General features: G+C 51.7%; 23 protein-coding genes. 4 read left to right on the forward strand and 19 right to left on the reverse strand.

All coding sequences use genetic code 11. The annotated features are described in order from the left end of the window. Nucleotides 1-36 precede the first annotated feature (36 nt). The 14 genes from rlmB to nnr form a co-directional block, all read right to left on the reverse strand. A complete protein-coding gene (gene rlmB / locus Z042_RS01145) occupies nt 37-768 on the reverse strand; it encodes a 23S rRNA (guanosine(2251)-2'-O)-methyltransferase RlmB (protein ID WP_024912413.1) in 732 nt (243 codons plus the stop codon). 60 nt (nt 769-828) lie between these two features. Then, on the reverse strand, nt 829-3312 hold the full coding sequence (gene rnr, locus Z042_RS01150; protein WP_024912412.1) for a ribonuclease R: 2484 nt from the start codon (nt 3310-3312) through the stop codon (nt 829-831). 59 nt (nt 3313-3371) lie between these two features. Beyond that, nucleotides 3372-3797, reverse strand: a complete 426-nt coding sequence (gene nsrR / locus Z042_RS01155; protein ID WP_024912411.1) for a nitric oxide-sensing transcriptional repressor NsrR — start codon at nt 3795-3797, stop codon at nt 3372-3374. 398 nt (nt 3798-4195) lie between these two features. Beyond that, nucleotides 4196-5494 (reverse strand): adenylosuccinate synthase, encoded by a 1299-nt coding sequence (locus tag Z042_RS01160; RefSeq protein WP_024912410.1) that lies wholly within the window; start codon nt 5492-5494, stop codon nt 4196-4198. A 97-nt stretch (nt 5495-5591) separates the two neighbouring features. Then, on the reverse strand, nt 5592-5792 hold the full coding sequence (locus tag Z042_RS01165; RefSeq protein ID WP_024912409.1) for a DUF2065 domain-containing protein: 201 nt from the start codon (nt 5790-5792) through the stop codon (nt 5592-5594). 106 nt (nt 5793-5898) lie between these two features. Continuing rightward, nucleotides 5899-6909, reverse strand: a complete 1011-nt coding sequence (gene hflC, locus Z042_RS01170) for a protease modulator HflC (protein ID WP_024912408.1) — start codon at nt 6907-6909, stop codon at nt 5899-5901. Nucleotides 6910-6912: 3 nt separating this feature from the next. Continuing rightward, nucleotides 6913-8172, reverse strand: a complete 1260-nt coding sequence (gene hflK, locus Z042_RS01175) for an FtsH protease activity modulator HflK (protein ID WP_024912407.1) — start codon at nt 8170-8172, stop codon at nt 6913-6915. A gap of 92 nt (nt 8173-8264) precedes the next feature. Beyond that, the gene (hflX, locus tag Z042_RS01180; RefSeq protein WP_024912406.1) at nt 8265-9545 is read right to left on the reverse strand and encodes a ribosome rescue GTPase HflX; all 1281 of its coding nucleotides are present in this window, start codon (nt 9543-9545) and stop codon (nt 8265-8267) included. Between the two features lie 98 nt (nt 9546-9643). Further along, complete coding sequence (gene hfq, locus Z042_RS01185; RefSeq protein WP_024912405.1) at nt 9644-9949, reverse strand: RNA chaperone Hfq; 306 nt, start codon at nt 9947-9949, stop codon at nt 9644-9646. Nucleotides 9950-10063: 114 nt separating this feature from the next. Then, complete coding sequence (miaA, locus tag Z042_RS01190) at nt 10064-11005, reverse strand: tRNA (adenosine(37)-N6)-dimethylallyltransferase MiaA (protein WP_024912404.1); 942 nt, start codon at nt 11003-11005, stop codon at nt 10064-10066. Beyond that, on the reverse strand, nt 10998-12860 hold the full coding sequence (gene mutL / locus Z042_RS01195) for a DNA mismatch repair endonuclease MutL (protein WP_024912403.1): 1863 nt from the start codon (nt 12858-12860) through the stop codon (nt 10998-11000). The genes miaA and mutL overlap by 8 nt, the downstream gene beginning before the upstream one ends. 23 nt (nt 12861-12883) lie before the next feature. Continuing rightward, nucleotides 12884-14608 (reverse strand): N-acetylmuramoyl-L-alanine amidase AmiB, encoded by a 1725-nt coding sequence (gene amiB / locus Z042_RS01200; RefSeq protein WP_024912402.1) that lies wholly within the window; start codon nt 14606-14608, stop codon nt 12884-12886. Between the two features lie 7 nt (nt 14609-14615). Then, entirely contained in the window at nt 14616-15086 is a 471-nt protein-coding gene (gene tsaE, locus Z042_RS01205) for a tRNA (adenosine(37)-N6)-threonylcarbamoyltransferase complex ATPase subunit type 1 TsaE (protein WP_024912401.1), read from the reverse strand. Nucleotides 15087-15096: 10 nt separating this feature from the next. After that, nucleotides 15097-16611 carry a bifunctional ADP-dependent NAD(P)H-hydrate dehydratase/NAD(P)H-hydrate epimerase gene (gene nnr, locus Z042_RS01210; protein WP_024912400.1) on the reverse strand — a complete coding sequence of 505 codons (1515 nt, stop codon included), beginning with the start codon at nt 16609-16611 and terminating at the stop codon, nt 15097-15099. Between nnr and queG the strand changes: the two genes are divergently transcribed. Next, on the forward strand, nt 16610-17749 hold the full coding sequence (gene queG / locus Z042_RS01215; RefSeq protein ID WP_024912399.1) for a tRNA epoxyqueuosine(34) reductase QueG: 1140 nt from the start codon (nt 16610-16612) through the stop codon (nt 17747-17749). The two genes, nnr and queG, sit on opposite strands and share 2 nt — an antisense overlap. 696 nt (nt 17750-18445) lie before the next feature. Here queG and Z042_RS01220 read toward each other — a convergent pair. Then, nucleotides 18446-19054, reverse strand: coding sequence for a TetR/AcrR family transcriptional regulator (locus Z042_RS01220; protein ID WP_202901328.1), 609 nt, complete (start codon nt 19052-19054; stop codon nt 18446-18448). Nucleotides 19055-19152: 98 nt separating this feature from the next. On the opposite strand from Z042_RS01220, the gene Z042_RS01225 reads away from it, so the two are divergent. Beyond that, on the forward strand, nt 19153-20022 hold the full coding sequence (locus tag Z042_RS01225; RefSeq protein WP_024912397.1) for a nuclear transport factor 2 family protein: 870 nt from the start codon (nt 19153-19155) through the stop codon (nt 20020-20022). A gap of 199 nt (nt 20023-20221) precedes the next feature. Here Z042_RS01225 and Z042_RS01230 read toward each other — a convergent pair whose 3' ends face one another. Together Z042_RS01230 and Z042_RS01235 are read right to left on the reverse strand one after the other, a co-directional pair. After that, the gene (locus Z042_RS01230) at nt 20222-20611 is read right to left on the reverse strand and encodes a tautomerase family protein (RefSeq protein ID WP_024912396.1); all 390 of its coding nucleotides are present in this window, start codon (nt 20609-20611) and stop codon (nt 20222-20224) included. A gap of 30 nt (nt 20612-20641) precedes the next feature. Further along, nucleotides 20642-21310 (reverse strand): FMN-dependent NADH-azoreductase, encoded by a 669-nt coding sequence (locus tag Z042_RS01235; RefSeq protein WP_024912395.1) that lies wholly within the window; start codon nt 21308-21310, stop codon nt 20642-20644. Between the two features lie 150 nt (nt 21311-21460). Here Z042_RS01235 and Z042_RS01240 point away from each other — a divergent pair, with 150 nt between their 5' ends. Beyond that, complete coding sequence (locus Z042_RS01240) at nt 21461-22315, forward strand: LysR family transcriptional regulator (protein WP_024912394.1); 855 nt, start codon at nt 21461-21463, stop codon at nt 22313-22315. A gap of 334 nt (nt 22316-22649) precedes the next feature. Here Z042_RS01240 and Z042_RS01245 read toward each other — a convergent pair whose 3' ends face one another. Further along, nucleotides 22650-23630 (reverse strand): nitrilase family protein, encoded by a 981-nt coding sequence (locus Z042_RS01245; protein ID WP_024912393.1) that lies wholly within the window; start codon nt 23628-23630, stop codon nt 22650-22652. A gap of 99 nt (nt 23631-23729) precedes the next feature. Here Z042_RS01245 and Z042_RS01250 point away from each other — a divergent pair, with 99 nt between their 5' ends. Next, nucleotides 23730-24608 carry a LysR family transcriptional regulator gene (locus Z042_RS01250; protein WP_024912392.1) on the forward strand — a complete coding sequence of 293 codons (879 nt, stop codon included), beginning with the start codon at nt 23730-23732 and terminating at the stop codon, nt 24606-24608. Here the strand turns inward: Z042_RS01250 and Z042_RS25790 are convergent. Beyond that, complete coding sequence (locus Z042_RS25790) at nt 24509-25108, reverse strand: hypothetical protein (protein WP_154666859.1); 600 nt, start codon at nt 25106-25108, stop codon at nt 24509-24511. The genes Z042_RS01250 and Z042_RS25790 overlap by 100 nt on opposite strands. Nucleotides 25109-25391: the final 283 nt, after the last annotated feature.

Here is a 25391-nt window from a genome sequence, read left to right on the forward strand (position 1 = left end):
CACCATGTAACTTGAAGTATGACGTGTATATCAATATCAGCTACGCTGACGCACCGCTTCAAACAGGCAGATGCCGGTAGCTACCGAGACGTTCAACGAGGAAACGGTGCCCGCCATCGGGATACTGATCAGTTCATCACAATGTTCGCGGGTCAGGCGACGCATACCTTCACCTTCAGCTCCCATCACCAGCGCCATCGGGCCAGTCATTTTGCTTTGGTACAACGTATGATCGGCTTCACCGGCGGTTCCCACTATCCAGACATTCATCTCTTGCAACAGGCGCAGAGTACGCGCCAGGTTAGTCACGCGGATCAACGGGACATTCTCAGCCGCACCGCAGGCCACCTTCTTCGCCGTGGCATTCAGTTGCGCAGACCGATCGCGCGGTACGATCACCGCATGTACCCCAGCCGCATCAGCGCTACGCAGGCAGGCTCCGAGATTGTGTGGATCGGTCACACCGTCCAACACCAGCAGGAATGGCGTTTCAACGCTTTCCAGTAAGCCCGGCAAATCATTTTCCTGATACTGACGCCCTTCACGCACCCGCGCGATGATTCCCTGATGAACTGCACCCTCTGCCTTTTCATCCAACCATTGGCGATTAGCCACTTGGATCACAATGCCTGTCGCTTCCAATTCGGCAATCAGCGGCTGTAAACGGCGGTCATCGCGCCCTTTAAGGATAAATACTTCCAGAAAGCGTTGTGGATCGCGTTCCAACAAGGCTTTGACGGCGTGAATGCCGTAAATGATTTCGCTCATGATGCTCTTATAACTGTGCGGCCGGGTGAAACCCGGCCAAGAATAATAACGTGCCGCTGGTTAACCCTGCGTAGCACCTTTGCTCTTGCTGGCGCGTTTGGCTTTGGTCGCTGCCGCTATCTTTTTGGTTTTGTCAGACGGTTTCTTGGCTTTCGCCTTTTTGTCTTTCTTCACCTTGTCGGCAGGTTTAGCCCCTTCTTTGCGGAAGGCGCTGTCCGGCTCAAAATTGGCTGGCGATTTGCCACCGCGGCGCTTTGGCTTAGCTTGGCCACGGCTAGCACCACCATCACGCAATGCGCGCTTTCCACCGTTCTTGGCGCGTTCACGCTCGGTTTTACCTTCACCACGCGGTTTACGGGTGCTGGAAACCAGCGCAAAATCGATCTTGCGTTCGTCCATATGCACCGCATCTACGCGGATCTCTACCGCATCACCCAGACGATAGACCATTCCAGAGGATTCACCGATCAACCGCTGGCCAATATTATCGTAGCGATAGTAGTCGTTATCCAGCGTTGATACATGTACCAAACCGTCAATAAACAGATCGTTCAGGCGGACAAAGAAGCCAAAACCGGTCACGCTGGCAATAATACCGCTGAATACTTCACCGACATGATCCTGCATGAAGTCACACTTCAGCCAATCAGCCACGTTGCGGGTGGCTTCATCCGCACGGCGTTCCGTCATCGAACAGTGCGCACCCAGTTGCAGCATTTCTTCGAAATCGCTGTGCCAGCCGCCGGTTGGCGTCCAGCGCTCTTTCTGTTCACCATGCTCTTTGGCTATCAGATATTTGATAGCACGGTGCAAGGACAGATCAGGATAACGGCGGATCGGTGAAGTAAAGTGGCCATAAGACGCCAACGCTAAACCAAAGTGACCACGGTTTTCTGGATCGTAGATCGCCTGCTTCATCGAACGCAGCAGCATGGTTTGCAGCATTTCGCGATCCGGGCGATCGGCCACCTCATCCATCAGAGTGGCATAATCTTTTGGCTGCGGCTTCATACCGCCGCCCAGCGTCAGGCCCAGTTCACTCAACACACTACGCAGCGCAGAGATATGATCGTCACTTGGCCGGTCATGCACGCGGAACAGAGCCGGTTCGCCATGCTTTTCAACAAAGCGCGCAGCGGCGATGTTCGCCATGATCATGCACTCTTCGATCAGCTTGTGTGCGTCGTTACGTACCGTGGGTTCCACACGCTCGATGCGCCGTTCAGCGTTGAAGATAAACTTGGCTTCTTCGGTTTCGAAAGCGATACCACCACGTTCTGCACGCGCCTGATCCAGCACCTTATACAGGGCATGCAGTTCCTGTAAATGCTTGACCAGCGGGTGATACTGCTCACGCAGATCCTCATCGCCCTGCAAAATATGCCAGACCTTGGTGTAGGTTAAACGGGCGTGAGAACTCATCACTGCTTCGTAAAATTTGTGCGAAGATAAGCGGCCTTGGGCGGAGATAGTCATCTCACACACCATACATAAACGATCAACCTGCGGATTCAGCGAACATAGGCCGTTGGACAGCACTTCCGGCAGCATCGGGACCACTTCCGACGGGAAATAGACCGAGGTGCCACGGCTACGGGCTTCGTCATCCAATGCTGTACGCGGGCGCACATAATAGCTGACATCGGCAATCGCCACCCACAGCCGCCAACCGCCGCCGCGTTTTTTCTCGCAGTACACGGCATCATCAAAGTCGCGGGCATCTTCACCGTCGATGGTGACCAACGGCAACTGGCGCAGATCGACACGCCCTTTTTTAGCAGCCTCCGGCACTTGCTCGCTGAGATCGGCCACCTGTTTTTCCACCTGTGGCGGCCAGGTATGTGGGATCTCATGGGTACGCAGCGCGATATCCACCGCCATGCTGGTGCCCATTTTATCACCGAGGATTTCAACAATTTTACCAACGGCTTTGGTACGCCGCGTTGGGCGCTGGGTCAGTTCCACCACCACCATATAGCCCATGCGCGCACCGCTGATGGAATCAGCAGGGATTAGAATGTCAAAACTCAGGCGGCTATCGTCCGGGACTACAAATCCTGTACCGGCATCGGTAAAGTAACGCCCGACAATCTGGCTGGTTTTGGGCACCAACACACGTACAATGCGCGCCTCACGCCGGCTTTTGCGATCTTCACCCAAAGGCTGCGCCAACACCACATCACCGTGGATCGCCATTTTCAGCTGCTCAGCGGAAAGATAGAGATCATCTTTACGGCCATCGACACGCAAAAAGCCGTAACCGTCGCGATGCCCAATCACGGTGCCACGCAACAAATCCAAACGTTCCGGCAGCGCATAACACTGGCGGCGGGTAAACACTAACTGACCATCACGCTCCATCGCACGCAGACGGCGACGTAACGCTTCCAATTGTTCTTCACTCGATAAATTCAGTTCATTACCCAATTCTTCGCGACTGGCTGGCGTTTCACGTTTCGCCAAATGGGCCAGGATAAATTCACGGCTAGGGATCGGGGATTCATATTTTTCTGCTTCTCGTTCCAAGAATGGATCTTGTGACATTGAGGTTCCTCCGTTGTCATCAGCAGGGTGTTGTTGAGCCTGATCTGCTCAACAACGTTTTATTCGACAAGCAATAGCTTATAGAGCGGCGGATTATCCTCGACCATATCAGCCAAAGTATGGTTATCCAATTCTTCAAGGAAGTTTTGTATGCTTTGATTGAGCACCCGTTTCAAGCGGCAGGCAGAGGTGATATGGCAAAACTCGCGTTTACAATTAACCAATGAAAGCGGCTCCAACGCCCGTACCACATCGCCAAGACGGATAGTTGCCGCAGGTTTGCCTAAACGAATACCACCGTTTTTACCCCGTATAGCGGTAACAAAACCCTCACGGCTTAACTGATTGATAATTTTTACCATATGGTTGCGCGAAACACCGTACACCTCGGTCACTTCCGAGATGCTGGTCATTCTTTCTGCTGGCAGTGATGCCATATAGATCAACGCCCGCAGGCCATAATCTGTAAAACTTGTTAACTGCACGTCTACCTCTGGGTTTCATATTACCCGTCTGATATGCCGATATTCGGCAATTTTCTTTATATCCATCATCTTCAAGCTACAACATTAACTCACTCCAAGCGCCTGCTGGAATAAACTGACGGAATTCCGCCTCCGCTGCCTGATCGCAGCTTGAAATCCTTTAGATGGTTATGCTCATTGGATAATAAACCAGCCAATGAGTTCACCGCTAATTATTTAGCGTATATAACGCTCTGAATGCAGGTTTTAGAAAGGTTTCTTGATGTGAAGCAGCAATTGAGAAAACGAATGATACAAACAAACCGGGATCATACCCGGTTTGTCTTGCGGCAAAATCCCTTTCATCCTTTCAAGCTACAGAGCAGTGGCAACTTGAAAGGTTGCGGGTAAGCAGCGGGTCAGGCCTCAAACGGATCGCGCAGAACCATGGTTTCACTGCGATCTGGGCCAGTAGAGATGATATCTACCGGTACGCCAGTCAGTTCTTCGATACGCTTGATGTAGTTCAGAGCTGCCTGTGGCAGTTTGCTGTGGTCTTTCACACCAAAAGTGGTTTCGCTCCAGCCTGGCATGCTTTCGTAGATAGGTTCGATACCTTCCCAGCCTTCTGCAGCCAACGGTGTGGTGGTCATTTCGCGGCCATCAGGCATACGATAAGCCACACAGATCTTCACCTCTTTCAGGCCGTCCAAAACGTCCAGTTTGGTCAAACAAAAGCCAGACAAAGAGTTGATCTGCACGGCACGACGGACCGCAACCGCATCCAGCCAGCCAGTACGGCGGCGGCGGCCAGTGGTCGCACCAAATTCGTTGCCCTGTTTGCACAGATATTCGCCAGTTTCGTCAAACAGTTCGGTTGGGAATGGGCCCGCACCCACGCGGGTAGAGTAGGCCTTCACAATACCCAGAACATAGTCCACATAACGCGGGCCAATGCCTGAACCGGTTGCTACACCACCCGCAGTGGTGTTGGATGAGGTCACGTATGGATAAGTACCGTGATCGATATCCAGCAACGTGCCTTGTGCGCCTTCGAACATGATCAGATCGCCACGCTTGCGCGCACCATCTAACAATTCAGAAACATCAACGACCATCGCTGTCAGGATGTCGGCAATCGCCAGTACATCGTCCAGCGTCTTCTGGTAATCAACAGCTTCTACTTTGTAATAGTTAACCAACTGGAAGTTGTGATAATCGACGATCTCTTTCAGCTTAACCGCGAAAGTTTCTTTATCAAACAAGTCACCAACGCGCAAACCACGGCGAGCCACTTTATCTTCATAAGCAGGGCCGATACCACGACCAGTAGTACCGATCGCTTTTGCACCACGTGCTTTCTCACGCGCATTATCCAGCGCAACGTGATAAGGCAGGATCAGCGGGCAAGCTTCGGACAGTAACAGACGTTCGCGTACCGGGACGCCACGCGCCTCGAGTTCACCCATTTCCTTCATCAGCGCATCGGGGGCCAAAACCACACCGTTGCCGATGATGCTGGTGACGTTTTCACGCAAGATACCTGAGGGAATTAAATGAAGAACGGTTTTTTCACCGTTGATAACCAGAGTGTGGCCAGCGTTATGGCCACCTTGGTAGCGCACAACATATTGAGCCCGTTCAGTCAGCAGGTCTACGACCTTGCCCTTACCTTCGTCACCCCATTGGGTGCCCAGCACGACGACGTTCTTACCCATTTTCAAAATCACCGGTTGCTTAAAAATGGATTCTACCATCGTAATTTCTGAGTTTCAGCACTTTTAGCATACAATTGCGTACTTTTTCGACTAAAGTTTACCCCCCTGTGCGGCTACGCAACATGTAGTAGATCACGCAGCCTGCAACCACTATTCCACCACCAAAACGCCGCAATGTAGCATCAGGTAACTGCGTCATTGCCAGAATCATCCTGCGCCAAGCCTGTGGAAACAGCATCGGCCCTAACCCTTCCAACACCAAAACCAACCCAAGCGCCAGCCAGATCGTCGAATTCATATTCCCCCCAAAAAAGAAAGGGCCCGTAGTGAACAGGCCCTGTTATCCCTATCCTACTCCAAGTTGCAACTTAGGAGGCTATTGGGTATCGCTTATTATGCTGACATTATCTGTTGCGCGTTGGTTCCGGCGACTTCATGTAGCGGAAGAAATCGCTTTCCGGGCTCAACACCAACACATCCTGATTACCTTGACTGAAGCTGGTTTCATAAGCACTCAGGCTACGGATAAAGCTGTAGAAGTCAGGATCTTGACTGAAAGCCTCAGCAAACAGTCTGGCAGCTTCCGCATCGCCCGCACCACGGGTGATACGCGCCTGACGCTCCGCTTCCGCTATCGTACGGGTCACTTCATAGTCGGCGGTCGCTTTCAACTTTTCAGCTTCTTCTTTACCTTGCGAACGGTGACGGCGAGCGACCGCTTCACGTTCTGCACGCATACGTTGGAAGATCGCATCAGAAACTTCAGCTGGCAGGTTGATCTGTTTGATACGCACGTCAACCACCTCAATCCCCAATGCTGCCATGCTGTTCGGGTTAATCTGTGGTTGTTTACCGGTGGTTTCACGCTCAACACGCGCAGCAGCAGAAGCGATGGCGTCATCGGCTTCCGTGGTTGCCACTCCGTCATCATCACCCACAGTACCGGTATTCAACGCATCACGCACATCCGCCATCAGACGACCACGTGAATCGGTAACGATATCACGCACGTCCAGACGGCCAATCTCGGAACGCAGACGGTCATTGAATTTACGTTTCAGCAGCACCTCTGCCTGAGAAACATCACCGCCACCGGTTGCCAGGTAGTAGCGACTGAAATCACTGATACGCCATTTCAAGTAAGAATCGACAATCAGGTCTTTCTTCTCGCTGGTAACAAAGCGGTCAGCCTGGTTTTCCATGGTCTGGATACGCGCGTCCAGCATTTTTACCGTTTCAATGAACGGGATCTTGAAATGCAGGCCTGGTGCAAATACCACAGGTTTGTTTTCACTGTCGCGCAGAACCTTGCTGAAACGCAGCACAATACCACGCTCGCCTTCCTGTACAACAAACATTGAGGCATAAAGCGCCACCAGCACCGCTGCGACGATAACTATTAAAGACTTACGCATTGATTATTCTCTCCCTACGCGAGTGTTATCGCTACGCTGCGTATTTGCCCGGCGTTGGTCTATCACAGAACCCGCGCTTGAGCCATTGGAACTCGCCTCCGAGGAACTACTGGAGGATGGAGCGGGATCGAGACGAATCAGGCTGGTATCTTTATTGCCTTCGGTCACAGCTTTACCGGCCTGGCCTCGCAGCATTTGATCCAGTGGCAACACCATCAGATTATTGTTGCCTTTGTCATTTACCAACACCTTGCGGGTATGGCTCAGAACTCTCTCCATGGTTTCGATGTACATACGTTCACGGGTGATTTCTGGTGCAGACCTGTACTCTGGCAATAACTTGGTAAAGCGCGCAACTTCACCCTGGGCTTCCAGAACGGTCTTGGCCTGATAAGCGCGTGCATCCTCTAACAGGCGTTGAGCATGGCCATTAGCGCGTGGCTGCACTTCGTTAGCGTAGGCTTCCGCTTCCCGAATAGATTGTTGCTCGTTCTCACGAGCGGCAATCGCATCATCAAACGCCGCTTTCACCTCTTCCGGCGGGCGAGCAGCCTGGAAGTTGACGTCCAGCAGGGTAATACCCATTTTGTACGGGCGAATGGTTTCTTCCAGCACGCGCTGAGTATCGCTACGCACAATGGTTCGGCCTTCCGTCAGGATCTTATCCATGGTGTATTTACCGATGACGCCGCGCAATGCGCTATCCGTCGCCTGTCGCAGGCTGTTATTGGCATCGGTCACGCTAAACAGGTAAGCGGCTGGATCAGAAACGCGGTACTGCACGTTCATTTCCACCCGCACGACGTTCTCGTCGGAAGTCAGCATCACACCAGAAGCCGCCAGTTCACGCACAGATTCCACGTTGACCGGGCGTACTTGATCAATAAACGTCGGTTTCCAGTTCAGACCCGGCTCCACCAGATGGCTGAACTTACCAAAACGTGTGACAACACCGCGTTCCGCTTCTTTAATGGTATAGAAGCCGCTGGCTGCCCAAATCACCACCACCGCGACCGCTGCAATACCAATAATACGGCCACTGAAACCCGGCCCGGCTGAACCACCGCCGCTATTGTTGTTGGAGCCTCTTCCCCCGCCCAGGCTGCTCAATTTCTTGCTCAGTTTGCGGAAGATATCATCCAAATCAGGTGGCCCTTGCTCGCGACCGCCTTTGTTGTTACCGCCAGAGTTGCCGCTATTATTATTGCTGCTCCCCCACGGGTCGCGGTCCTGTCCGTTATTACCGGGCTGATTCCACGCCATGTTTTAGCTCCATTATTCTGTGATTGGGTACTTCAGGCTAATACTTAATTCACTCGTCTATAGAACGGGCGATTAAATGTAACAGGATATGATCATACGATAAAGTTAATCAGTTCCTTTTCCTGCTTACAGAGGCGACGCCACTCCACGATCGGCATACGTACTACCACGCCGATACTGCCGTCCTCTTCAATCCACTCTTTTTCGATTGCCTGAATCTGATAAAAACGGCTTCGCAGACGGCCCGCCTGCGGAGGTAAACGCAATTCATGATGCGCAATTTCCCCCGATAAACGCTCCGTCAACGCCTGCAATAGCAACGGAATACCTTCTCCACTGGCGGCGGACAACCACACTCGGATCGGTAAATTTTCATCGTTGCGATCAATACGCGGGACAAAATCATCCAGCATATCTATTTTGTTCATCACTAACAGTGTAGGGATCTCATCCGACTCAATCTCTGCCAGTACGGTATTCACCGCTTCAATGTTTTCATTCAGCCGAGTATCCGCAGCGTCGATAACATGTAATAACAAAGAGGCCTGGCGCGTCTCTTGCAGGGTTGCTTTGAAAGCGGCAACAAGATCATGCGGCAGGTGCCGGATAAAACCTACGGTATCCGCCAACACGGTATCACCTACATCCACCACGTCAATACGCCGCAGGGTAGGGTCCAAGGTAGCAAACAGCTGGTCTGCCGCATAAACCTCGGCAGAGGTCATTCGATTAAACAGGGTAGATTTCCCGGCGTTAGTGTAACCCACCAGTGATACGGTTGGCACATCGGCACGGGTACGCGCCCGCCGCCCTTGCTCGCGCTGCTTTTCTACACGCTCCAGGCGCTTAAGAATCAGGCTGATGCGATCACGCAGCAAACGACGGTCCGTTTCTAACTGGGTTTCTCCCGGCCCACGCAGGCCAATCCCCCCTTTCTGGCGCTCAAGGTGAGTCCACCCCCGAACCAGACGGGTAGCAATATGGCGCAACTGCGCCAGTTCAACCTGTAGCTTACCTTCATGAGTACGGGCACGCTGGGCAAAAATATCTAAAATCAACCCGGTGCGATCGATCACACGGCATTCACACAGGCGTTCGAGATTTCTCTCCTGCGCTGGGGAAAGGGAATGATCAAACAAGACAACAGATGCGCCACTGGCTTTCACCGCATCGGCAATTTCTTCGGCCTTTCCTTCACCGACAAAGAATTTGGGATGTGGTGCTTTGCGGCTGCCAGTCACCACTTGCAAAGCCTCAACGCCCGCAGAGGATACCAGCGATTCGAATTCACTGAGATCTTCTGTATCTTTATCTTGCGAGAAATAGATATGAACCAGTACGGCCTGTTCACCAGTTTCATAACGGTCAAACAAGCGTGTAACCTCTCAAACGGACAAAAACCGCGGGTGCGGAGGGCATAAACAGCACTTTACTGCTTATGCTCCCCATCATGGTTGGCTCGCAACGCGCTTTATTCAGCGTCATCGCTTTCCTGCTGCGGCTGCTGTGGCGCAGACGGGTTGCTACCATGGTGATAGTTACTGGTGCCACTCGGATTGTTGCTATGGTGCGATACCGGACGTGACGGGACAACGGTGGAGATAGCATGCTTATAAACCATCTGGCTCACCGTATTTTTCAACAGGATGACAAACTGGTCAAAAGACTCAATCTGGCCTTGCAGCTTAATACCATTCACCAAATAAATAGAAACCGGAACACGTTCACGACGCAATGCGTTCAGGAACGGATCTTGCAAAGATTGCCCCTTAGCCATTCTATCTTTTCCTTATTTGCTTGTTGTTATTAACTAAGAACCTATTGGCTCTAAAATAAACGACCTAAAAAATTTGCGCGCTGAATACTCATCAATTGTACACAATCACTCAACCTATGCACTAACAACCTGTATTACCGAGTCCAAAGCCTCTCCCGGCTTTTCACTGTCCAACCAATGAACCGACTCCCAACCCCGTAACCAGGTCATTTGGCGTTTGGCCAACTGACGTGTTGCGCAAATACCACGATAAACCATCTCATCGTAACTAATTTCGCCAGACAAATATGACCACATCTGACGGTAACCGACACAACGAACAGAAGGCAGATCCGTATGTAAATCTCCCCGCGCAAAAAGTGCACGCGCTTCCGTCTCAAAACCTGCCACCAACATCTGCTCAAAACGCAGCGCAATGCGTTGATGTAATAACTCACGGCTGACTGGCGCTATCGCAAACTGGTGAACATGATACGGCAACGATTCACCCGAAATTTTAGTCAGTTCCGTTAAAGTTTTACCCGAAATAAAAAAAACTTCCAGTGCTCTGGACAGTCTCTGCGGATCATTCGGATGAATTCGCAACGCCGCAACCGGATCAATTTCCTGCAACTGCTGGTGCAACGCTCCCCATCCCTGCTCTGCCGCTTGCTGTTCAATACGCTCTCGTACCGCCGGATCGGCAGACGGCAACGGCGATAATCCTTCCAATAACGCCTTGAAATAGAGCATAGTTCCCCCCACCAGCAGTGGGATACGCCCAGCAGCGGTAATGTCATGCATCTCTTGCAGCGCATCGGCCCGAAAATCAGCGGCAGAATAAGCCTCGGCAGGATCACGGATATCAATCAACCGATGCGGTGCCTGCACCCGTTCCTCTGGCGTCGGTTTGGCGGTGCCGATATCCATACCACGATAAATCAGTGCAGAATCCACGCTGATCAATTCCACAGGCAGGCGTTCACGCAGTGCCATTGCCAAGGCCGTTTTACCCGAGGCCGTCGGCCCCATGATAAAAATAGCCGGAGAACGAGGTGTCATTTCAATTTCAGTCATGCTTAAAAGCAGCCAGTGCAGCCTGTAAATCAACGGGTTGTAACAGACCGCTGGGTGGTGATTTGACCAACTGCGGGCAAAGTCGCTCAACGTCGGTCAGCAATTGTATCGCTTGTGAACTGTTCCACTGTTCATGCTCACTGCCTAAATGGCGGGCAATCCAAGTCGCCAGCATGGTGTGCGACATCTCTTGATGTTCAGCCAGGTAGCCTAGCAGTTCAGGTATCAGTTTTTGTAAGTTTTGTTGCCGTAACGGTAAAGGGACTGCGCGTAACGTCACACGCCCGTGATCGGATTGCAGTTCCAGCCCCATTTTCGCCAACAGAGCCTGGTGCTGCACACAGGCTGCTGCTTCATTTTTATTTAATGTCAGTTTTATAGGGATCAGCAGCGGTTGCGGGCGCAACCCTTCTTCAGATGGGCAAAGCTGCGCCTGACGCAACCAACGTTCGGCTATTGGCAAATTTAGCATAACCAACTGCTGGCGTTGTTCAATCAGCGCATAACACGGAGGATAAACCATCAACACTCGGCCAAAACTGTGCTGGCTGCCCGCCAGCGGTGCTTCCTGAACGGTTTTGGCCGGTGGAAACAGAGGCTGTTTCGTGGGTTCCATTGCTGGCGCGGCCTGCAACAGCTTACCGTACAATTCACCTTCACGCTTTTGGTAGCCTGCGCCAGCCTGATAAGCTGGCTGAGGCGTTCGCTCACGGGCTACAACCGAAGCTGTCTGCTGCGATTCCCGTTGAGGGGCTGGCTGAGAGAAATGGTTACCGCCTGCCGCAACACGGTTTTCAGGCTGCCAAACCGGGGTTGCCTGCGCGTTTTCCTCTTCTTCCAACGGCAATGGCACATTACCAGCCTGCTGCAACACGGTGGTAACCGCCTGATAGATAAAATCATGCACCAACCGAGCCTGATGGAAACGCACTTCGTGCTTTGCCGGATGGACATTCACATCCACCTGATGGGGATCAACATCAAGATAGAGCACGTAGGCTGGTTGCTGATCGTTTTTTAACTGATCCTGATACGCTTGGCGAATGGCATGGTTAATCAGGCGATCGCGCATCATCCGGCTGTTAACGTAGCAGTATTGCATTTCTCCCAGTTGGCGTGCGCCTTCAGGATCGGCCACCCAACCACGGATAGTGAGATCACCGTGCTGCCAAGAAATCGTCAGCGCATGCTGTAAAAAGGCCGGGCCGCAAATGCTGGCCAAACGCCGTTCATGCTGGCTTTCTTCTTTGGCTGCACGATATTGGCGCACCAGTTTACCGTTGTGATTCAGATTGATTGCCACATCGAAACGCGCCAAGGCAATGCGCCGCACCACTTCATCGATATGGCCGAACTCGGTTTTTTCCGTGCGCATAAATTTGCGCCGGGCCGGGGTGTTGTAAAACAAATCGAGCACTTCTACCGTACTGCCCACCGGGTGAGCAGCGGGTTTGACCGTCACGGCCTGCTCTCGCCCTTCCGCATAAGCCTGCCAGGCTTCGTCTTGTTCTGCCGTACGGGAAGTGAGTGTCAGGCGCGAAACTGAACTGATGCTCGCCAACGCTTCGCCACGGAAACCCAGGCTGACAATCGCTTCCAAATCATCAAGAGTACTGATTTTGCTGGTGGCATGGCGTGCCAGCGCCAACGTGAGATCTGCCTTGCCAATCCCGCAGCCATTGTCGCGGATGCGGATCAACTTGGCACCACCGCGTTCGATATCGATATCAATACGCGTCGCCCCTGCGTCCAGGCTGTTTTCTACCAGCTCCTTCACTACCGACGCAGGCCGTTCGACCACTTCTCCGGCGGCAATCTGGTTGGCGAGCTGTGGCGGTAACACCTGGATAGGCATGCGTCTCCCTCTATTTTATGGTATCAGGCTTGCGGAATGGTCAGTATTCGATCCAATGGCGCAACGTCCGACTTTAGTTTGTTCACTCGTTTCAATTCACTGACGCTGACACCATAACGCGCAGCAATAGATGACAAGGTATCCCCGCGTGCCACTTTGTGTTTGGTCGGCGCATTCACCTTAGCTTTCGCCGGTGTCACTACGTTGCCCCCAGCAGGCACCTTTAAACGCTGGCCAACCCAGACGCCATCTTTCTTCAAGTTGTTAAGATCGCGCAGCGTCGCCATGCTGGTACCATAGCTATCGGCAATACCAGAGAGTGTTTCTGCACGTTTCACCACGTGAATCTGCGTTTTACCGGTGCTGGTACTACGCTGGCTTCTCACTGGATTGGCAACCGGTTCTGGCTGCCGCAAATCTTGTGTTGAGGAGTTAACCGCCCCGGCGGTGATCAACGGACGGCTTTCCACCTTGGGATCGGCTTGTAGCGGATGCGCCAGGAAATAACTACGCAAGCCGTTGTGAATCGCCCGAGCAATTTTCTCCTGATATGCGCTACTGCCTAACAGCCGTTCCTCCGTGCTATTGCTGATAAACCCGGTTTCCACCAGCAACGATGGAATATCCGGTGAACGCAGTACTCCCAGGCTGGCATGCTCTGGGCGGCTTTTGTGCAATGAACCGACGATTTGTAACTGCTGCAACACCTTCACCGCCACGTCATAGCCGACGCGCTGTGAATGACCAAACTGCAAATCCAGCACCGCCTGGCTCAGATAGGGATCGGCCTGGCTGTTGGCCAGCAGATCGCCTGCGCCACCGAGCAGTTCAGACTGCTTCTCATGTTGTTCCAACCAGCCAGCCATCTCACTGTTGGCGCGGCGGTTGGAAAGCACCCAGACCGAAGCCCCGGTAGCATTTCTATTAGGCGCAGCATCCGCATGAATGGAAACCAGAATATTGGCCCCCTGTTTACGGGCGACATCAGAACGCCCCATAACCGAAATAAAGTAATCACCATTACGCGTCAGTACGGGTTTGAACATGGGATCATCATCCAACAACGCCTGCAAACGGCGTGCAATGGCAATGGTCACATTCTTTTCTTTCAAACCGTCTTGCCCGATAGCACCGGGGTCTTGCCCACCGTGCCCAGCATCTATCGCCACCACCACACGATCGCCGGAACTCGCAGCAACACGGCGGCTACGCGGCGTGATTTCCGGCGCTGTGCCAGAGACTACGGCGGATTTATTGGTAAACGGATTGGAACCGCTCGGCGTCACCGGTGTTTTACGTACGGGCTCACTGGCTACCGGCACTTGGCGCACGGTATTGGCGTTCCCATTACCTTCCGCAGTAATCGTGAATACCACGGTATAGTTATTACCGCTTTGCCGCGTCACCGCTTGCGCTTTTGCACGTCGAGTCAGATCAAAAACCAATCGCACGCTTTGAGCATCTTTTGGCGTGCTGGAGCGAATGCCTTTCACCAGGTTATGACCACTGAAATTCAGCGGCAGGCCGCCCACTTTACCACTTTGGTTCACATCAAGAATAACGCGGTCAGGCCCACGCACCGTGGAAAAATCATACTCCGGCGGCCCCGTAAAACTCACCGTGACCGTGGCTTCATGCTGGGCATTAATGACATTAATATTGGATAACGATGACTCAGCCAGCGCACCTGTTGCCCCCAGCAGTACCGTCAAAGCAATAACGATAAATCTTCTCAAACCATGCATCATTGCAGCGTCATCCTTGTTGCCCGTGAATACGATCTAAAAGTTGGGCACCGTAAGTGGAAACCGCCTGAATCTGTGCCTGTCGGCCTTCATTCTGATAAGTGAGATGCAATTCCAGATCGGGAGCGGGCAAAATACCGGCTCCCTGCTGTGGCCATTCCACCAGGCAAATGGCATCTTGGGCAAAATAATCGCGGATTCCCATAAACTCGAGTTCTTCTGGATCAGCTAATCTATACAGGTCAAAATGATACACCGCCAACGGAAGCAACGCATACGGCTCCACCAGCGTGTAAGTCGGGCTTTTCACATTCCCCTGATGACCCAGTGCTTGCAAAAAACCACGGCTGAACGTGGTTTTACCGGCCCCCAAATCACCGTAAAGATAAATAACACTGGCACGCTCGCATGCCTTAGCTAAAGCAGTACCTAATGCAACCGTCGCTGCCTCATCCGGCAGAGATAAAACGAGTTCTTTCATTCGATGATATCTATTTTTCCAACTCAGGATTCACATAATAAGGAATCATCGGCAGCAGATCGGTTGCCAATAATCCTCTTGTACCTTGTTCTTCTGCCACGCGATCCGCCGCAGCGCCATGCACCACACAACCTGCACAAGCAGCATCATACAGCGAGAGCTTTTGCGCTAGCAAACCACCGATAATCCCCGACAGCACATCGCCCATGCCACCGGATGCCATACCCGCATTACCCACGTCGGCAATTGCCATGTCACCTTGCTGATCGGCAATCAATGTACCAGCACCTTTCAGTACCGCAACACCGCCGTATTGAGCCACCAACCTGCGCACAGCAAGTAAGCGATCACTCTCAATATCAGCAGTGCGGCAATTCAATAACCGCGCGGCTTCACCGGGATGTGGAGTAATCACACGATTCTGACGTTTCTCTGGATGTAATGCCAGTAAGTTAAGCGCATCCGCATCCCAGACCGCCGGTTTATCACTGGATTGCAGCTGTTTCAGTGCATTTCTGCCCCAATCCCCTTGGCCAAGCCCAGGGCCAACCACCACCACATCCGCCCATTCAAGCGCCTGTTGCAACGTATCATCACTCAGGCGCTGTACCATCAGCTCCGGGCATGCCGTCAACAATGGCCCGATATGCTCCATGTGAGTAAGCACTCGTACTAAACCAGCACCGCTGCGTAATCCCGCTTCTGCCGCCAGGCGTATCGCACCACCGAAACCGTGATCGCCACCAAGCAGCAATAAACGGCCATGTTCGCCTTTGTGAGCACATGCACGGCGTGGTTGCAGCCACTGTCTAAGCTCTCTGGCAGTAATCCGCTGAATCTGTGGTAGTTGTTTTGCCAACCAGTCAGCTAATCCTAGCGTATTGTGATGAAGTTGTCCGACCCAATCACGCGCTTGCCCGGTCAGCAAGCCTGGTTTGAGAGCAATAAAGGCCAAAGTATGTGCCGCTCGGATAGCAACACCCGGAACTGCCCCACTGTTTGCCAACAGACCTGAAGGGATATCCAATGCAATAATCGGCACGCGGGTGCGGTTGGCGGCCTCAATCAGCGCATCATAAGGCGCCCGAGGCGCAGCTCCTAGCCCAGTGCCAAGCAACCCGTCGATAATCAGATCGATATCTTCCGGCCAGCGGCGGCTGGCTGGCAGGATGTCACCGCCACTTTCCAACCAGGCTTGCCGCGCGCTAGCCGCCTCTGGCGGTAACGGGCGCGCACCTTCACAAGCGATGAGCGTCACTTTAATGCCATCAGCGGCTGCCAGGCGAGCCACAACATACCCATCCCCACCGTTGTTGCCATAGCCACACAATACTAGCCAATGGCGACCGGTGGGATAGCGATCGCGCGCCAGAGCATAAGCAGCAGAACCAGCACGTAGCATCAATTGATAGAGGGAGATGCCGCACGAAGCCGCAGCCGTAGATTCCACTTGCCTGAGCCAATCCGCAGACCAAACAGAGTGTGGTAAACTGTCGGTGTCTGGTTTCTCACTATGGTTCGTCATGACACACCCCCTTGACCTCAATCAACTCGCCCAACATATCAAGCAATGGGGGCAATCGCTAGGATTCCAACAGGTTGGTATCTGCGATACCGATCTGAGTGCGGAAGAGCCAAAATTGCAGGCATGGCTGGATAAACAATATCATGGCGAAATGGCGTGGATGGCGCGTCACGGTATGTTACGCGCACGGCCACATGAATTATTGCCCGGTACGTTGCGGGTCATCAGCGTGCGAATGAACTATCTGCCAGCCAAAGCCGCCTTCGCCAGCACGCTGCAAAATGCGCAGCTCGGCTATGTCAGCCGTTACGCGCTGGGCCGTGACTATCACAAGCTGTTGCGTCAACGGTTAAAAAAGCTCGGCGACCGCATTCAGGCTTATTGTGGTGAACTGAATTTCCGGCCGTTCGTTGATTCGGCCCCGGTAATGGAACGTGCGTTAGCCGCCAAAGCCGGGATCGGTTGGGTTGGTAAACACTCACTAATTCTCAACCGCGAAGCGGGTTCCTGGTTTTTTTTGGGTGAATTACTGATCGATTTGCCGTTGCCGGTCGATCAGCCGCAGGAAGAACAATGTGGCCGTTGTGTTGCCTGTATGACCACCTGCCCGACAGGCGCTATTGTTGCGCCTTACACCGTTGATGCCCGTCGCTGTATTTCTTACCTGACGATTGAGCTGGAAGGGGTTATCCCAGAAGAATTCCGTGCTTTGATGGGCAACCGTATTTATGGTTGCGATGATTGCCAACTTATCTGCCCATGGAATCGCTTCTCGCAATTGACGGATGAAGAAGATTTCAGCCCGCGCGCCGTACTGCACGCCCCACAATTAATCGATTTATTCCGTTGGAATGAAGAAAAGTTTCTGCGTATCACCGAAGGTTCTGCCATTCGGCGCATTGGCCATTTACGCTGGCTGCGCAATATTGCTGTCGCCCTTGGCAACGCGCCTTACCAGGATCAGATCGTTATCGCGCTACGTGCTCGGCAAGGAGAAGATGCTATGTTGGACGAACATATCGTCTGGGCACTGGAACAGCAGCGTGCTCGGCGTGAAGCGCTGGGGATAGAAGTACAAACAGCTCAGAAAAAACGTTTGATTCGTGCAGTCGAAAAAGGCTTACCGAGAGATGCATAGAATCTATGATTCCCCCCTCATACCTGCTCTGTGGATTTGTGCATAAAAATAAAAACACCTTGTCTTTCAACTGCAACAAAAAGAGCAAGTGATCAGGGTAACGTTTTACAATAAATAAATGGTTATATTTATCAATAAGATAAATATTTCGTTTCTGTGACTTTGACTTTTTAGACGATAAGTATTAAACGCACAAACTGTGGATAACTCTGTTCACAACATTGCATCTAGCGATGAATAAAGGAAAATTCGTACCAAATGCGGTGTACAGAATTGGGTTTTATTTGAAAAAAAATGTTAGAGCAGGAAACGAAATATCAATCTTTTCTCTAACTGATTGATAATAAATATTTTCTCGTCTCTACTTTCAGATATGTGGAGCGCATTGTGGACTGGTCTGAATGCGTATGCAAGCGGTTTTGTTTTTTGCTGTGTTTAGGTGAGCATTTTTTAGTCCCTCCCCCAGAGAGGATCGTTTTTTTAGACGCAGTTGTGGAAGGCCAACACGAATGTATACCTCTATTACTGCCGGTATCCATGTGGCCCAAGGTCTGCGAAATAATCTGGATAGGAACCTGTTGCTCCATCAGTGTGGTTGCCAGGCTATGTCATGGCAAATGGACTCTTCTGGATTTTCCAGCAGGAGTAACAATCCCCGCTTTGCTTGGATTTATCATGGATTTGTGGACTGAATAATTAAACGTTAAATGGAGCTGGCGTTTTCAATACTTCCATCGCGGTTTCCACGATGCCAAGAAGCACTTCGCGCTTGACACCGTCCTGAGCCTGTAAGGAAATACCGTGGATAATGGTGCTAAAGTAGGCGGAAAACCGCTCGGTATCCGTATCCGCAGACAGCTCACCTTGCACGACGGCACGTTCAAGCCGCTGGCGGATCAACAATGTCATATGCTGCCGCAGTTCACGCATGTGATCACGCAAAGGAGCCTGTTGTTCCTGGCAGTTAACCAGCCCCAGGCTGACCAAACATCCCCCCGAAGATGAGCTTGATAGCGCAGTATCCAAACTTGCCAACAACATGCTTTCTATGGCACCGCGTACGTTCCCAGTTTCAGCCAGCGCTTTTACGCTAACTCCACCAACCGTTGATAGGTAGAGATCGAGCGCTTCACGGTACAAAGCCTCTTTAGAACCGAAGGCTGCATAGAAGCTGGGCGGATTGATACCAATGGCAGCCATCAGTTCAGACAGTTGGGTAGCCTCATAGCCTTTGGCCCAGAATACCTCCATCGCGCGTTGCAAAGCTGTGTCACGGTCAAAGTTGCGGGGACGCCCACGGGCCATAATGTTTCCTTATTTTTGTAAACTGAATTACATAAATCTTGACGACGCTTGCTCACCTGTCAATAATGTAATCCATTTTACAAAAATGGAGCAAGTACATGTCTAATCTTTCTGAGGCCCGCATAGAAATCATTCGCCGCTACTTCCGCGAGGTAGATGCGAAATCCTCCTTGTTGCTTGAGCTGTTCACAGATGACGTTGAGTTCTTTTTCCCTAAGTTCGGCGTAGCCCGTGGCAAAGCTGCTCTGGCACGCTTCGCCGAACGTATTGCAAAAGATGCAGCACAGTTAACCCACGATATTGATGGACTCATTTTTACCGTAGGTAACGACCGCATCGTGGTAGAAGGTCGTGAGTGGGGAGTCACTGCGGATGGCAAAACATGGCCTGATGGCGATATTTCTCAAGGACGCTTCGCCAATGTCTTTGAGTTCGATGGGTTACTCATTAAACGAACCTTCATATATGTCGATCCCGATTTCACCAGCGAGGATCACCGGCGCGTGTCGATGTATCGCAATGCATTACCTATCGCCACCCCTCGTGAAATCGCCTCATGTTACTTCGAACGATGGGCATCGCTATGGGCAGCCCCAAACGATCCGCAGGTGTTGGCAATGATCCTCGAACTGTTCGCCGAAGATGTGGATTGGGACATTCCAGGTAACCTGGAAACTGTACCGTGGATCGGCCCACGATACGGTCGTAAAGCGGTCGGCGATTTCCACACTGAGCTTACCGCACAAATTGCTCCTGAACGGTTCGAGATACAACGGCTCCTCGCTGACGACGAAACGGCAGTGGCATTCGGCGAGCTGACATCGCAAGTCAAGGCCACTGGCAGAGTCATCGAATCACCTTTTGCCTTCATACTGACAATCAAGGAGGGGAAAATCGTCCGCTATCGCATGCTGGAGGATAGCCACGCCGTCGCTATGGCAGTATTGGCAAGGAAAACGGGGAATTAGCAACAAACTCAAAAAGAATTTGAGTCTGTTGCACCTGAAGTTATTGCCGTGACTCACAAAATCAGGAAACCCTTGTAGCCTCTTTCCACTGATTTTCATACGCGCATGGCGATAACAGATATCGTTCAACCTCGGCAGTTTCAGCTGGCGTTGGCACACTGCCTTGGTTCATTTGAAAATCTGTCTTGATAGCAGAACACTACAAATCTCCATTGAGAAACTGCGCCCTGCCATATCCGAAACTCCAGTCAGCGTCGCCATTTTCGACGCATGAGATAACGACATCTTCTGGAGATATTTGACATTGCTCTTCAAGCCTCTGAACAACCCGACTGTAAAAGCGCTGCTTTTCATCGGTGCTCCGCTTGCGTGTGATCATCTGGATCAATACGATCTTGTGCGAACGCTTGAAGCCAAGGCCAGTATCCTCCAGAAGCATCCGGTTAGTATCATGTTCCGTAAGCACCTGATAGCGATCTCTCTCCGGCACACCAAATGATGAAATCATGGTATCGTGGATTATTTGGAGGAGCACTTGCAACTCGTCTTCAGTACGCCCCTTGATAACTTCTATTCTCAGTAATGGCATATCGCTTCTGCCCTTTCCTTGAAGTACACGTCAGTCGCTTCGACCAAGAACCATGGTCTGAGAGACCTTTTGGTTGATGCTTTGTGCCAGCCAGGCAGCGGTGTCGTTCGCACTTGCACGAATGGCGGCACCCGAGGGGCCAAGTGTCTGTTCAACCACCAGGCTGTGAACCAGAGTGACACCGACGAACCGAAACCAGGCGTCAAGATAGAGCTTTTCCAGCCCAAAGGAATGATCTGGTGTCTGCGAATCAGCCCCATAACCGAGGCCCCGCGTGTAAATGGCAACGGCACGACGTCCACCCAGCATGCCGTTCAAACCGCGTTCATCGAAAGAGAACAGAATCCCCTTGTGCGAGATCACATCAATCAACTGTTTGAGTTTGTAGGGGATTCCGAAATTCCAAAGCGGAACGCTGAACAACAACGTGTCCGCACGGTGGAATCGTTCAGCAAGCTTTTTGATTCGCTCCCATATGACGATGTGCTCAGATGAGAGAGGGCTGCCCGCAAGACCCGCATACTTGGCTGCAAGCAGGTTGCCATCCACTTCGGGAAGCTCGCATTCCCATGGATCAAGGTGATCCACTTCTATCTCGTTTTGCCTCGCCAGAGCTGCGAGGAAAACTCCGGCAATCTGGGCGGAAACGGAGCGCTTCCCTCTTGGAGAAGCAGAAACATAAAGGACACGTTCGACCATGGTATTTTTCTCCAATCAGAGTTGATAACACTGCCCAGGCGAGTGGGCGCACTGGTGACCTGCCTGGGCCATGCGCGAATTATAATAAATTACGTTTTTTTATATAAATGATTTTTATTTGTTAGATTGATTATGATACGTTGTTAATCTATGTTCGATACTATTCTCCTACGCAGCCTCCTTGCCGTTGCAGACACAGGTGGGTTCACCCGTGCCGCCAAACGGCTACATCTCACCCAGTCGGCGATCAGCGCTCACATTCACCGGCTTGAGAACGAGGCTGGTCATAAATTGCTCAATCGTACAACGCGATCTGTCTCGCTGACGCCTGCGGGCGCGCGGTTGGTAGGCTATGCTCGCACCATTCTGGCACTGCATGATGACGCGCGGGCCAGCCTTGGCGCGGGCCCGCGCGTTTCAGGCACGGTATCCGTGGGGGTGAGCGAAGAAATGGTGCAATCGTCGGTAATCGACTGCCTGCGCAGGTTCACTGCGGCTCATCCCGATACTGAGCTTGCCCTGAGGATCGGCCTGACGGCGGAAATGCTCCCGCTATTGCAATCCGGTGCGCTCGACATCGTGCTGGGAAGCCGCTGCGGCGGTGATGAGCGTGGCGAAGTACTTTGGTCCGAGCCGATGGTTTGGGCAAGGGGGCCGGTTCCTGTTGACACAGATGATACATCCACACCCATTCTACTTGCCGTATTTCCCGACCAGTGCCCATATCGTGCTGCCGCAATCGAAGCACTTGCACGTTCGGGACGAAAGTGGCGTATCGTTTGCCAGAGCCCAAGCGCTGGCGGGCTGATGGCAGCTGTCAATGGAGGTCTTGGCGTAACGCCTATCACACGGTCGCTCGCGGTAGCGGCGGGTTTGCAAGAAGTAACAACACTCCCTCCTCTTCCCCAAGCAGAGTTCGTGCTTGCGGCTACAGAGAAACCGAAGCACCCAGCCGCTCTGTTGCTGATGCAATTGCGCAAATGCATTTCAAGGCGCGAGGTTTGATAACAACTCCCCGCTGTCGCTTGCTCTCCCACGGCACACCGCACCGTCGCGGCAAGCGGTTGCCCCAGATGTGACAAGCACTGGCTCAGTCAGGTAAGCCATCCGAAACGTGCACAAACAGCATCGAGGATACGACGCATCCTAGAGTCCTGTTTGCGCATTCGCTGGCTGGCGCCCACTGATCGGTCAATGTCGTCGCTGTCCCAACCAACTAGTCAAAATTGGTTGGGACAACACAGGGAATCTTGCGGGTCGTCAGCAGGGCGGTAAGTACGCGGTGGGCAAAGGACGGAGTACCCCTTGTGACCACCTGTTCGAGAAGATCAACCGCGACTCAGGTTTTAATAATTACGGGTTCTTCAGAGAATCGGGCATTACGTGCATCACGTTCATATCCCTGATTCTCAGTCAAAATACCATACAATTCTGGGCGGCGGCCACGTATCCAGCGACGTCCCGTGCTGAAAGGCAGGAGCGATAAATCAATATCTGCCGTCACCAATTCATCAGTGATGGCATCCGTTTCTTCAACAATACGCCCATACGGATCGATGATCATCGCGTTACCCGTGCGTATTTCATCATCATCCCGGCCAACACCATTACTGAACAGAACAAAAAGGCCGTTATCATGCGCACGCGCCGGGAGCCAACGCATCAGCCATCCTCTACCATGCTCTCCACTAAAGGCTTGTCTTAACGCTTCCGGTTCTTTGTGACGATTTTCCCAGAGCAGTCTCGGTATCGGTTTCATGCCAAATGGACTTCGGGAATCGGTTCCTCCTGTTTGATGGGGAGCCAGAAGAATATCCGCCCCCAATAAGGCGGTAGCTCTGACATTTTCAGTCAAATTGTTGTCCCAGCATATCAGTACCCCAATGCGCACTCCCCACGGGGTATAAAAAACGGTAAAGCGGTCTCCGCTTTCTATGACTGGATGCTCGAAAGCATGAATTTTTCTGTGTACATGCATTTTTCCATCAGGCATGCAAACGACATAAGCATTGTATAAGCGGCCATCTTCAGCCATTTCTATCAAACCCACACCTATCGCCATATTGTATTTCTGTGCCAGCGGTAACACATGCGCCAAAGAAGTGCTGTTACTTATAGGTTCTGCCAACGCCAGGACTTCTTCATCCGCAAGCTTGGTGACGTGCCAGTAACCCGTAATGCACATTTCCGGGAAGGCCAGAATCTTCACGTTTCTTGCTGCTGCCTGATGTATGAAACCCTCGATAACAGAAAGGTTGTAACTCTTATCGCCTGGTTTGTGTTGAAACTGCACAGTGCCAACGCGTAGGAAAGTATTCATTTGATTTGCTCCTGGCTGTAGATTCATCAGGATTTCATCAAAGATATTGTGCGGTGTATAATCAATAATTATCCAATATCAATAACCATTTGGAATGATATGGACATAAAACTTCTCCGGGCCATGGTCACCCTTGCTGAACTGGGAAACTATCGGCTTGCTGGAGACTCGCTTTATATCAGCCAGCCCGCACTGACAAAACAAATCCAGTTGCTTGAACTGCGGCTCGGGCTACCTGTTTTTGTTCGGGGAAGGCACGGTGCGGAATTAACAGCAGCAGGCCAGCGGCTCTACACCAAGGCCAAAGATCTTCTCTCTCAGTATGATGCTTTTATGCTTCATGCAGAACATGTCGCAACGGGAAACACAGGAGAGTTGTCATTAGGTTTTGGCATCTCATTTTTTGAGTTGGCCCCGAATATCGTCAGAAAGTTCCGTGAAAAATTTCCTGAAGTCAATATCAGACTGGATGATCTGCCAACAGAAGAACAGTGTATGGGCATCAGTAGCGGGAAGCTTGATGCTGGCTTTGTCAGGCTCCCTGTCAAACCGCCATTGGATGCTGTTGCTTTATTGACTGAAAAACTGGTTCTTGCCATTCCCGCAGCGCTAACGCGTTATCGCATTCCAGAGGAAGTGAACGATATTATTGAACAGTTACCCTTACTGCAAATCTCCCCAATGCGAGGAAAGGGACTTTCTGCCCAGATTGCCCTTTTTCTTTCTTCACAAAAAATAATACCGGGGTCAATTCAGTATGCTGCCGATATCCACACACTTCTTGCTTTAGTCGCGGCAGGGAACGGGTGTGCACTGTTACCCCAGGGCGCATTGAATATTACCCCTCCAGAAGTCCGGCTGATAACGCTTGATGGCCCTCATGCTTGCTGGCAAGTGGGTATTGCCTGGAATGGGGATACGGTTGATTTGCTGAGGGATAACTTTGTTAAAATCGCAAGCAGTATGTCTAAACACTGAATTTTGATTGCGTATAAGACCTGAGAGGTAAAAAGAAGTCTGTAACACGCACCAACCACATTTTCGAGGTAGTGGTAGGTAGTTTGTAATGACTGTGACTGGTTGCTGTGAAGGTGCCATAGTCGTTGACTGGCGGAGGCGATGTGCAAGGTGCCGTTGATGTATGCGGTGTCATGTTGTTTCAGAAGTTCTGCGAGAGCGATTCTTTCATGATCGAATCCTAACTGGCTGTAATGCTCATTCAGAAGATCCATCATGACGATGGCAACTTCGCGCTTGCTTAAAGACCGTAGGTAAATACCGGTTTGGATTGCAAGATCACTCATAGGCATTTGCTGGCGCACCCAGCTATCACGGGCAAACCCGCCGCCACTGGTTGTTTCAGTGTTGTAGCAGGTGCCGGTGTCATCACGGTATTTGACAAGGACGTGTTGAAGGGCAAGGGCCAGTGTGAGTTCAAAGCCGACCCGTTCTCCGAGCAGGAGAAACAGGATAGGCATGGAGACACAGTTTCCTTTGCGGGTTTGCAGGTAGGTCGCTAACAGTTTGTTGTTGATGTTGCCTCCATAGGGGTCACGCAGGTCATGGGTGGAACAGATTAGAAGTAAGCGGTTATTGCTGGCGAGCGGGTACAGGCAGGAATGGATTATGTATTTTTGTTAATACGATGGCATTTAAAGGGATATATATTATTAGATCGGCTCTCCCGGTTATCTGAGCACTCAGTATGGCAGACAGCGATATTCATATGGGTTATGAACTGCTGTTTTTCCTGTTTTCTGA

The organism is Chania multitudinisentens RB-25 (assembly GCF_000520015.2).
Taxonomy (GTDB): Bacteria; Pseudomonadota; Gammaproteobacteria; order Enterobacterales; family Enterobacteriaceae; genus Chania; species Chania multitudinisentens.

Excerpts from the sequence above, each read along its gene's own strand:
- rlmB (WP_024912413.1), bottom strand. The coding sequence starts at position 768 with ATGAGCGAAATCATTTACGGCATTCACGCCGTCAAAGCCTTGTTGGAA.
- rnr (WP_024912412.1), bottom strand. The coding sequence starts at position 3,312 with ATGTCACAAGATCCATTCTTGGAACGAGAAGCAGAAAAATATGAATCC.
- Z042_RS01160 (WP_024912410.1), bottom strand. The coding sequence starts at position 5,494 with ATGGGTAAGAACGTCGTCGTGCTGGGCACCCAATGGGGTGACGAAGGT.
- Z042_RS01165 (WP_024912409.1), bottom strand. The coding sequence starts at position 5,792 with ATGAATTCGACGATCTGGCTGGCGCTTGGGTTGGTTTTGGTGTTGGAA.
- hflC (WP_024912408.1), bottom strand. The coding sequence starts at position 6,909 with ATGCGTAAGTCTTTAATAGTTATCGTCGCAGCGGTGCTGGTGGCGCTT.
- hflK (WP_024912407.1), bottom strand. The coding sequence starts at position 8,172 with ATGGCGTGGAATCAGCCCGGTAATAACGGACAGGACCGCGACCCGTGG.
- hfq (WP_024912405.1), bottom strand. The coding sequence starts at position 9,949 with ATGGCTAAGGGGCAATCTTTGCAAGATCCGTTCCTGAACGCATTGCGT.
- miaA (WP_024912404.1), bottom strand. The coding sequence starts at position 11,005 with ATGACTGAAATTGAAATGACACCTCGTTCTCCGGCTATTTTTATCATG.
- mutL (WP_024912403.1), bottom strand. The coding sequence starts at position 12,860 with ATGCCTATCCAGGTGTTACCGCCACAGCTCGCCAACCAGATTGCCGCC.
- amiB (WP_024912402.1), bottom strand. The coding sequence starts at position 14,608 with ATGATGCATGGTTTGAGAAGATTTATCGTTATTGCTTTGACGGTACTG.
- tsaE (WP_024912401.1), bottom strand. The coding sequence starts at position 15,086 with ATGAAAGAACTCGTTTTATCTCTGCCGGATGAGGCAGCGACGGTTGCA.
- queG (WP_024912399.1), top strand. The coding sequence starts at position 16,610 with ATGACACACCCCCTTGACCTCAATCAACTCGCCCAACATATCAAGCAA.
- nnr (WP_024912400.1), bottom strand. The coding sequence starts at position 16,611 with ATGACGAACCATAGTGAGAAACCAGACACCGACAGTTTACCACACTCT.
- Z042_RS01220 (WP_202901328.1), bottom strand. The coding sequence starts at position 19,054 with ATGGCCCGTGGGCGTCCCCGCAACTTTGACCGTGACACAGCTTTGCAA.
- Z042_RS01225 (WP_024912397.1), top strand. The coding sequence starts at position 19,153 with ATGTCTAATCTTTCTGAGGCCCGCATAGAAATCATTCGCCGCTACTTC.
- Z042_RS01230 (WP_024912396.1), bottom strand. The coding sequence starts at position 20,611 with ATGCCATTACTGAGAATAGAAGTTATCAAGGGGCGTACTGAAGACGAG.
- Z042_RS01235 (WP_024912395.1), bottom strand. The coding sequence starts at position 21,310 with ATGGTCGAACGTGTCCTTTATGTTTCTGCTTCTCCAAGAGGGAAGCGC.
- Z042_RS01240 (WP_024912394.1), top strand. The coding sequence starts at position 21,461 with ATGTTCGATACTATTCTCCTACGCAGCCTCCTTGCCGTTGCAGACACA.
- Z042_RS01245 (WP_024912393.1), bottom strand. The coding sequence starts at position 23,630 with ATGAATACTTTCCTACGCGTTGGCACTGTGCAGTTTCAACACAAACCA.
- Z042_RS01250 (WP_024912392.1), top strand. The coding sequence starts at position 23,730 with ATGGACATAAAACTTCTCCGGGCCATGGTCACCCTTGCTGAACTGGGA.
- Z042_RS25790 (WP_154666859.1), bottom strand. The coding sequence starts at position 25,108 with ATGCCTATCCTGTTTCTCCTGCTCGGAGAACGGGTCGGCTTTGAACTC.